Below are 8,745 nucleotides of genomic sequence, written 5' to 3' on the forward strand. Positions count from 1 at the left end.
GTGCTGCGAGAAGCCATGGCAAAAAAGCGCGTAGCGGCCAGATCCTGTGTGGTGCTTTACCAGCGCGGGCGGGAAGTGGTGATTCAACCCTTCGGCAAAGGCATGCTGCTTACAGAGCTGCGCACCCATGACGAAATGATCCCGGAAAAGACCGTCTTCGACGATCTGAAGAGTCCTAAATATGATCAGGACCTGCTCGAGATCGCCGGCCTGCTGATCGACAAGAAGGTGACCAAATTCGATCCATCGAAATTCGAGGACACCTACGAGGATGCGCTCGTTGCAATGATCGACGCAAAGCGCAAGGGCAAGAAGCCGCCGAAACCGGCACCAAGGCCTAAAGAGAACGTCGTCGACCTCGCGTCGGTGCTGCGCAAGAGCCTTGCCAAGGAAGGCATCAAAGCAGGTCCCAAATCAAAGGTAACCCGCAAGTCGGCATAAGGGAACTTGCCGCTGATCAGCGGGTTGATCCTCATGATCCTCATCTCAGGAGCACTGAGCTATGACAGGCGATGAAAACCGTCGCGAAACGGGTGCCACAAAATATCCGGCAATGAAAGACGCCGACCCGTCGGATGATTTCTCGCAAGATGCGGCGGGCAACAAGAAGCCGCCGAGCGGGATCGGCCTGACGAGGCCAGCCGGTCAAGGGGAAGACAGCCCCCAACGGTCCGCCCGCCAGAATCCAGGGAAAGAGGCGACCCCGAGTCCAGCAACAGAAAAGACGTCTGGAGCCGGTCCTGCCATCTCGGAACATTCGAAAGATGCAAAGGCGCCCAAGGCAGGTCGCCGACCAGGCGCTTACGTCAAAGAGTGAGTCATGAACGTCAGCGGCGAGGCGACCAAATCCGTTTGGATGCTTGACACCAAGTTCCCTACCGCTCCTCGCTTGCAACAGGACGAGCACTGCGACGTGGCCGTGGTTGGCGCCGGTATCGCAGGGGTTTCGATCGCCTATGAGCTCGTCCTGGCCGGTCGCAACGTTGTGCTCGTGGATCGCGGCCCCTTGCTCGGCGGCATGACCTCTCGCACGACCGCCCATTTGGCGCCCGTCTGCGACGACGGCCTGGGGGCACTGGTGGAGATGCGCGGCGAAGAGCTGGCGCGCGGATTTCAGGAAAGTCAGCAAGCCGCCGTCGACCGCATCGAAGAGCTTGTCGGCAACCTGGCGATCGACTGCGATTTTCGGCGGCTGGATGGGTTTCTTTTCCCGGCCGCGTGGATGGATGATGAAGAAGCCGCCAAACAATGTGACAAAGAGTATGCCGCCGCGATCAAGGTCGGCGCTATCGTGGAGCGCAGCAAGGGGGTTCCGCTCAACGGCCATGAATCCGCGCCCGTCTTGCGCTATCCCAATCAAGCCACCTTCCACCCGCTGAAATATCTTCGCGCTATCCTGGCGGATTTCGAGAAGCGTGGCGGCAGGACATTCGCCAACAGCGCCGTCACCGACATCGAGGAAGGCGATCAGGTTCGCCTGAAATGTGAGCGAGGCGCCATCACGGCCTCCAACGCGGTGTTTGCTACGAATTCCCCGATCAACACCTGGGTCAAGATCCACAGCAAGATGGCGCCCTACCGCACCTATGCGATGGCCTTCGAGATCACCAAGCGACTTCTTTCGGACGCACTCTACTGGGACATGGACCACCCTTACTATTATGTCCGTCTCAATCCTGGCTCCGGCAAAACCAACTATCTCATAGTCGGGGGTCGTGATCACAAATCAGGCGAAGCGGATGACGGCGATGCACGCTTCGCCGCCCTCGAAGCCTGGATCAGGGCGTTGGTCCCCGATCTAGGCGGTGAAACGGCGAGATGGTCTGGTCAGGTCCTCGACACGATTGACTATTGCGGCTTCATCGGCAGGAGCCCCGGAAGCAAAAACGTCTTCGTCGCCACCGGAGATTCCGGTCAGGGCATAACGCACGGAGCGTTGGCCGGGCTGTTGATCAGGGACCTGGTCGTCAAGGGCTCGAATTCTTGGGAAGCCGTCTATGCGCCCGACAGGACGCCGCCCGCGGCCTTTGCGAACTATCTCAGCGAGAACCTCACGGCGGTGAAGAACTTTGCCGAATATCTGCTGCCCGGACAAGTCAAGTCGGCCGAGGACCTCAAGTCCGGGGAAGGGGGCGTTATTCACGACGGCCTGAGCAAGCTCGCCGTGTGCCGCGACCGCGACGGCAAGCTGCACACGCATTCAGCAAGCTGCAGCCATCTCGGCTGTATCGTGCACTGGAATTCTACCGAGCAGTGCTGGGATTGTCCGTGCCACGGCTCCCAATTCGCGCCGGATGGCGCGGTGCTCAACGGACCAGCGATCCGAGGGCTGAGCTAGCACCGCCTGCGCGGCTGCGTCTGTGCCGCTTTGCCAAAGCTAGGTCATCCTTGCTGTCGGCGTGCCGCCGTTATCAATCGAGTTGGACCCAAGCTGGTGCATGATCGCTTGGCTTTTCCCACCGCGCAACTCAGCATCGACGCCGGCGTCACGTAGCCTTCGAAAGCGAAGGGCTGATGAGAAGATGGTCCATCCGGAGGCCTGAGCTTCTATCGAAACCACCCCTGAAGGAAAAGTTCCAGTAGGTGCAGATGCCCTTCTCGGGATGGATGCGCCGGATGGCATCGAGCCAACCGCACTCAAGCATGTTGGCGTAGGCCTGCCGACTTTCCGGAAAGTAGACGGCGTCGCCTAGCCATCGTCTCGGCACCGCCGCATCGATCGCAGTTGGGACGACAACAGCCGCGCGTAGCTGGCCAGGCGGTTGAACCACCGAAGCTTGTAGTCGAACTTTGGGCCCGGCGCTGGGTTGCCGTTGGGCAAATAGAGGCAGCCAACGACAAGCCCATCCACCTCGGCCTCGATATAGCGGCTGTGAGTATCGTCAGGATCGCCAGGCAGGCCGCGTCGACGTTCCGCCGGCTCCTTCCCTCAGCCCACGATATGTTTCACCTCTGCGTCCGCGCCTTTCAGCGGACGAGAACGAGGTTTTCTCGGCCGCGTGGGCGCTGTCCCCGTTTCATCGCGTCTCGGCATGGGCTTCGGAGTTAACCGCCGAATGTGGGGAAGGTTTCACCGCGCTTCGCAGAGCATGCATACGTGCGGCTACACTTGTCCTCGAGTGCCGCAGGATCGTTTGAAGTTCGTGAACCTACTGGCTCGGCCAGCGTTCAATGCATGGAACCGTCCCCCCGCATGAGGTCAAAAATCGGACGCTAGTCCCATGCCACAAGAGCCGCAAACTCCCGGTGCCGAAGCGCGCTTTCCCTTCGACAGGATGGCCGTCGAGCGGTTCCGACAGCCTTTTCCGCGAGCGAGGTGGAGCGACGAGCGCAAGAGCTGGTTCGTCCCCGGAAAGACAGCCACCGGCCAGATCGACCGTTGGCTGGCAAAAGAGGCAGCAATGCTGGCCATTCACGGCGACAGCAAAGGACGCGACGCCTTCGCCTTTGATCCAATATCAAGCCCATACCTGGAGGTGTCCGACGACCTCCGTATTCGAACGCCGTATTCGAAGACGGTTTTCGAGGAACTGCGAACAGTTCCCTGGGCAAGTTGGGACGAGGAATTGCGAGCCTGGCGAGTGCCGTTCCGTTCTTTTGAGGAGCTACGACGCCGTTGGCCCAGAATCGAAAAGGCTGCCCAACAGGCCGAACCCGAAGAAAGGAAGCGACGACGAGACGCTGCCAAACTCTGAAGGTGACAAGGTCGCTCGACTGCGGAATGCCGAACGCCGGCGTCGTCGCTATCCACTGCCAGCTGAACATTTACCGCCTGTGGGCAAGCCGGTTGCGACAGAACAATATGGCATTGTCGTTTTTAACGAAGTGTCCGGCGAACTCGTCGAGGCGCGTGATTTGACGGCCTCCTATCCAAACGCGGCGTGCGCAAACGCCGACTACATCTGGGGCAGGTGGCGTTCGGCCACGCTGTCCGAACTGGTCAGGACATGGCCCGCACGCAGTCCGCCAGGAGCGCACGAACGTTCAAGGGGCTGGTGGCAGCCGACACTTCCCGAACTAAGAGTTGCTCGTCAAAACGCCCGCAGCATGGAGCGCAGAAAACACAGTCGCGAGCTCAGCAGGGTTCGCTGACTCTTGGTTCTTCGAATTGCTCAACCCGAACGCATGACACCGGGCTCTTCGCCAGGTGCCTTACTGCTGGAGGAGCGCAGTCCAGGAATATCACGCACTACATCGGAAAAATTGACGGTCGCCACCAGATAGCCTGCCTCATCGTAGACCTTGATGCTCGAGCCCGATTGGGCAGCGCCGGCGGGGTCCTCGGCCACGAGGGCGGCGTGAGCCATTTCCAGCGCTCTCGGGCTGGCCAGATCGGCGCTGGAGAGCTCCTCCTCGACTATCTTGGTCTTGCCGAGTTGGACCGTCTCGAAGCGGAAAGTGGGCATGGGACATCTCCTGTTCCCATGCAATGCTTAGGACGGCGTAGCGTTCCAGGAAGGTGATCCGCCACCAACCAAATAGCGATCATCGCAACGCCCACATAGCTCAGACACTTCAGCAAGCGTGCGAACCCTCGATCGAACCCGCGCGGTTTTCCGCCTGCCAGCACTGCCGCGAGACCAGAAGGCCGCACGTCAATCTCCCTGCTGTTTGCGGACGCGATGCTTTTCGATTTCCTCAGGTTCCTGATCTTCAATTCGGGTGATGTTCGAAGCCGAGTTATTTGATCGCAACATTTCAGCCAGCTTCGCATGGATTGCCTGTGTGTCGCGATGCTCTGCTCGCTGGATGAACAGCGTCATGGCCCAGGTGACGAGGGTAGCCGCCCCATGCCAATTCAAACTTTGCCGGTCGAAAACCATCCAAAGAATGGAATAAGCCAACAACACCAGGAAGGCTGCGGGACGTGAGGTCAAGTTGCCGATCGAGGTTAGCACGCTCATGTTTGGGTGATTTGCCATCAGCAAGAACTTTCGACTTTGACGCATGTTCCAGCGAGGCCTCGTGTCTCGGAGATCAGTCCAAGCTATTCATTCGCATATGTCGACCAGGCGGCGGCAAGATTTCTATCGCTATAGGTTTGTCGCACCGGAGTTGGCTCCCCCACAATTTCTCTGACAGCTCTTCTGGATTCTTGAACGAGACGCTGCCTTCCCGCCTTGCGATGCCTTCCAGCTTTCGATCAAGGCCTTGCAACACTGATTTTTCTGGGGCCCAGCCCGCCTTCAACTACCCAGCTCTCAACGACGATTACCGATCGAGAAAGATTGAGCCTCGGTGGAACATGATGCCGTCGTCGAGGTTCGTATTGCATGTAGGAGGATGCGTCATGAACGGTGTCATTTATCTAATCGGCCTGATCGTCGTCGTGCTTGCGATCCTATCCTTCCTCGGATTCCACTAGGAGGCACCCATGCGGGGCGAAGACAATCATGGCCGTGTGACGGCCGATTTCGAAACAGCCAAAGGCGAATTAACCGACAGGCTCAAGCAAGAAACGCAGGGCGCCAGCGAGATATTGCACGACGCTCGCGACGAACTCACCCGAATGGCCGGCGACTACGGTTCGGAGGCGAAGCAGGCTCTTTACGAGAAGGCGGAAGATGCGCAGCGCGACATCTGTGCCGACTTGAAGTCCCTTGGTGGAGCGCTGCGCGCGGCGAGCGACCATCTGGCCAATAACAAACAGCAGGCCGCATCGAAGTTCGCGCTCGATGCCGCTGGCGGACTGGAACGTCTCTCCACATCCTTGAAAGACAGGCCGTTCAAGGATGTGCTTGGCGAAATCCAATCGTTCGGCCGCGAAAATTCGGGTGCGTTGCTAGCCGGTTCTGTGCTGGCCGGCGTGGCTCTTGGGCGTTTCATCAAAAGCTCGCCGCCGTCTCGCCGCACGGCTTCGGATGGAAGACTGTCCGGCGATTCCAACTCGCGTTCGCACCACTCGGCTGCGGCTGGCTCCGGAGACCAATCTGACCAACCCTCCCGCACCACGCAGGCCCACGATTGGCGTCCCAACCTGGAGGAGAAACCATGAGCAACGCTCACGACACCCGAAGCTTGGCCACGCTCGTCAGCGAGCTCGCGCAGCAAGTGACAACCTTGTTGCAGGCTGAGGGCAGGCTGTTGCGGGCCGAAATTTCGGAGAAGGCAAGCAAGGCTGGCGCCGGCGCTGTCGAGATTCTGGGAGGCGCGATCTGCCTCCTGGCCGCCTTGCTGGTGCTGCTGCAGGCTCTGGTGATCGCTTTGGCGAGCGCAGGGCTGGGCGCGGGATGGTCTTCACTGCTGGTCGGCGTCATCGTCGCCCTGCTTGGCGTCACTCTTTTGCGCAACGGCATGGCTGGCATGACGGTTTCCGAACTGACTCCCGACCGCACTCAAGACCAACTCAAGCGCGACGCGCGCGTGATCAAGGAACAGTTGAGATGAACGACAAATCTGCAGCCGAGCTCGAACGCGATGCTGACATCGCGCGCGCAAAATTAACGGACACGGCGGATTCGATCCGCCACAAGATGACCCCGGGTCAATTGATCGATGAGTTCACCGGAACGTTTGCGGGAGGCGATTTCTCCTCGATGCTCGATAACCTCAGGACACAGGTCCGAGACAACCCGCTGCCGGTTACCATGGTCGGTGCCGGCTTGGCCTGGCTGATGTTCGGTAAGGGTCCATCGGCCGATGACCTAAGTGATCTTCTCGGTTCTGGCAGTTCGGCTGCTCGCGAGCGCGGTAGTCGGAACGCCGAATCTGACCATGATTGGCAAGCGAGCCAGGGAGCTGATTCCCGACCGAGCACGACAGAACAAACTTCCCAACTTTCCGGCGTCACACACTCAATTGTTTCCACCGCGAGCGGTGTAGCCGACGCCGTTTCCGGTATTGCAAACGACGCCAGAGACACACTGTCAGGCACGGCCGCTGGAGTGAGGTCCGGCGCGGTGCGGATGGGGCGGCCGATGCAGGATCTCTTGCAGAGCGAACCGCTGGCCGTCGCCGCGGTCGGCCTGGTGGTGGGAACTGCTATCGGCGCAATGCTGCCACACACGGATACGGAAGACGAGGTGCTTGGCGGCTACAGCCAGAAACTTCGCGACAATGCGGAGAAGGTTCTCGATCAAGGCGTCGAACAGGCGAAGGAGGTTGCGGCCGAGGCTTATGGCGCAATCAAGGAGGAGGCTGCCCGACAGAGCTCCGATGGTTCGTCTGGCACGGTGATGAGCAAACTCGGCAAGGTGGTGAGATCGACAGCCGACAACACCGAGGAAGCAGTTCGCGAGCGCTTGTCGGAGGCCGACAAACCATAGACAACGAGCGGGTTGCGCGGGGAAGGGCATATGGCCGGTCGATGGGAAACCATTGCCGGCCTCGTCGGGTTCAGACCCTCCAACGTCTCCATGGCGCGCGCAGTGTTCAGGGCGCTTGCGACCGCGTAAATATTCGGTTCGACGAGCCGCGCCAAGCTGAGGCCTAGGAGCGGAATGACGAGTATTTCGCGCCTTCCAACGAAGCTGAAGCACGTTGAAATGCGAGAACGCAGGCCGAGGTTTGATCCGCCGATCAATCCTGCCGGATCGTCTTTGGGGACGGGAACCGGCGGTCAAGCTTTAGACAGCGGCTGAGCCATAGTTTAGCTGACGGTTCAGCTGGTTTGGCGCATCAGGCGTTCCTTGGCCTTTTGAAACTAGTTGGCTTGAACTAGGGACAGACCCCGCTCGGCCGCCTTTATCGAGGGCGTTCCGATCCACGAAATACATGAGGAAATTGGCAGTGTTTACGAGGCGATCTTCCGAGCGGTCGAGCACTGCGAGGGCCGGCTGGCCGGTTGAAATCATTGGCTGATCCCGGAAGGTCGGCAAATTAGCGATTTCTGATAGACCTTTGGAACTTTGTGGCGAGTGTTCCATTTTCAACCGCATGCGAGACGCTGTGATGCAGGGCATTCGGACGCGCGTGAACGTGCAGTGCCCGCGCTACTCATTAGTGCTGCCGATCTACAATGAGGAAGAGGTGCTGCCCCGGCTGGTCGAGAGAATTAACCTGCTGGTGGATCAACTGGACGCAGAGACCGAGGTCATCTTCGTCGACGATGGAAGCCTCGACGGAAGCGTGAAATACCTTCGGCGCGTGGTCGCCGCCGAGCCGAGCTTCCGGCTGATCGAGTTTTCCCGCAACTTCGGACACCAGATCGCCATCACGGCCGGCATGGAGGCGGCGGCGGGCGAGGCCGTCATCGTCATGGATGCCGATCTGCAAGATCCCCCGGAAGTAGTTCTCGACTTGGTGGCGAAGTGGAAGGAAGGCTTCGAGATCGTCTATGCAAGGCGCACCAGACGACAGGGTGAATCCTGGTTCAAGCGTTTGTCAGCGAGCCTCTTCTACCGCCTGCTGGAGAAGATGACCCCGGTCGACATTCCGCGCGATGTCGGCGACTTCCGCCTGGTCGGCCGCAAGGCGCTGGAGACCTTCAAATGCATGCCGGAGCACGACCGCTTCGTCAGGGGCATGTTCGGCTGGATGGGCTTCAAACAGGCGGCGGTCCCCTTCGAGCGACCGGCGCGCACGCTGGGCGAGACCAAATACCCGTTCTGGAAGATGCTGCATCTCGCGCTCCACGGCATCATCGGCTTCTCGGAGAAACCGCTGCGTCTGGCGCTTTGGGCGGGATTGGCCATTTCAGCCCTTGCCGTGTTGTTCGGGGCTTACGCTACCTTTGCCTGGCTCTTTCAGGCGGGCGTCATAGCCGGCTGGACTTCGACCGTGGTGTTAGTGTCGCTGCTCTGCGGC

Annotated in this window: 8 protein-coding genes and 3 pseudogenes; 8 read left to right on the forward strand and 3 right to left on the reverse strand. The window is 59.8% G+C overall.

Features of this window, described 5'->3' with window-relative positions:
- From EOA33_RS15030 to EOA33_RS15040, 3 genes and pseudogenes are all read left to right on the forward strand, one after another.
- Window positions 1–441: pseudogene (locus EOA33_RS15030) on the forward strand (Ku protein); the annotation flags it as partial.
- Between the two features lie 61 nt (window positions 442–502).
- Window positions 503–817, forward strand: coding sequence for a hypothetical protein (locus EOA33_RS15035; protein WP_126056296.1), 315 nt, complete (start codon window positions 503–505; stop codon window positions 815–817).
- 3 nt (window positions 818–820) lie between these two features.
- The gene (locus EOA33_RS15040; RefSeq protein WP_127405967.1) at window positions 821–2,338 is read left to right on the forward strand and encodes an FAD-dependent oxidoreductase; all 1,518 of its coding nucleotides are present in this window, start codon (window positions 821–823) and stop codon (window positions 2,336–2,338) included.
- Between the two features lie 139 nt (window positions 2,339–2,477).
- Here EOA33_RS15040 and EOA33_RS40475 read toward each other — a convergent pair.
- Window positions 2,478–2,908: pseudogene (locus tag EOA33_RS40475) on the reverse strand (exodeoxyribonuclease III); the annotation flags it as partial.
- 313 nt (window positions 2,909–3,221) lie between these two features.
- Between EOA33_RS40475 and EOA33_RS15050 the strand changes: the two are divergent.
- Window positions 3,222–4,092: pseudogene (locus EOA33_RS15050) on the forward strand (hypothetical protein).
- A 20-nt stretch (window positions 4,093–4,112) separates the two neighbouring features.
- Here EOA33_RS15050 and EOA33_RS15055 read toward each other — a convergent pair.
- Together EOA33_RS15055 and EOA33_RS15060 are read right to left on the reverse strand one after the other, a co-directional pair.
- Window positions 4,113–4,406, reverse strand: coding sequence for a hypothetical protein (locus EOA33_RS15055; protein WP_127405968.1), 294 nt, complete (start codon window positions 4,404–4,406; stop codon window positions 4,113–4,115).
- A 189-nt stretch (window positions 4,407–4,595) separates the two neighbouring features.
- Complete coding sequence (locus EOA33_RS15060) at window positions 4,596–4,904, reverse strand: low affinity iron permease family protein (RefSeq protein ID WP_245482339.1); 309 nt, start codon at window positions 4,902–4,904, stop codon at window positions 4,596–4,598.
- 470 nt (window positions 4,905–5,374) lie between these two features.
- Between EOA33_RS15060 and EOA33_RS15070 the strand changes: the two genes are divergently transcribed.
- The 4 genes from EOA33_RS15070 to EOA33_RS15085 all read left to right on the forward strand — a co-directional run.
- The gene (locus EOA33_RS15070) at window positions 5,375–5,995 is read left to right on the forward strand and encodes a hypothetical protein (protein ID WP_189375211.1); all 621 of its coding nucleotides are present in this window, start codon (window positions 5,375–5,377) and stop codon (window positions 5,993–5,995) included.
- Complete coding sequence (locus tag EOA33_RS15075) at window positions 5,992–6,387, forward strand: phage holin family protein (RefSeq protein WP_126056291.1); 396 nt, start codon at window positions 5,992–5,994, stop codon at window positions 6,385–6,387. Before EOA33_RS15070 ends, EOA33_RS15075 begins: the two co-directional genes overlap by 4 nt.
- Window positions 6,384–7,265: a DUF3618 domain-containing protein gene (locus EOA33_RS15080; protein ID WP_127405969.1), complete on the forward strand. Its 882-nt coding sequence runs from the start codon at window positions 6,384–6,386 to the stop codon at window positions 7,263–7,265. Before EOA33_RS15075 ends, EOA33_RS15080 begins: the two co-directional genes overlap by 4 nt.
- A 625-nt stretch (window positions 7,266–7,890) precedes the next feature.
- Window positions 7,891–8,745, forward strand: an 855-nt coding sequence (locus tag EOA33_RS15085; protein WP_145989152.1) for a glycosyltransferase family 2 protein, incomplete at its 3' end; no start/stop codon positions are given.

The sequence above is a fragment of the Mesorhizobium sp. M4A.F.Ca.ET.050.02.1.1 genome (genome assembly GCF_003997725.1).
GTDB lineage: Bacteria > Pseudomonadota > Alphaproteobacteria > Rhizobiales > Rhizobiaceae > Mesorhizobium.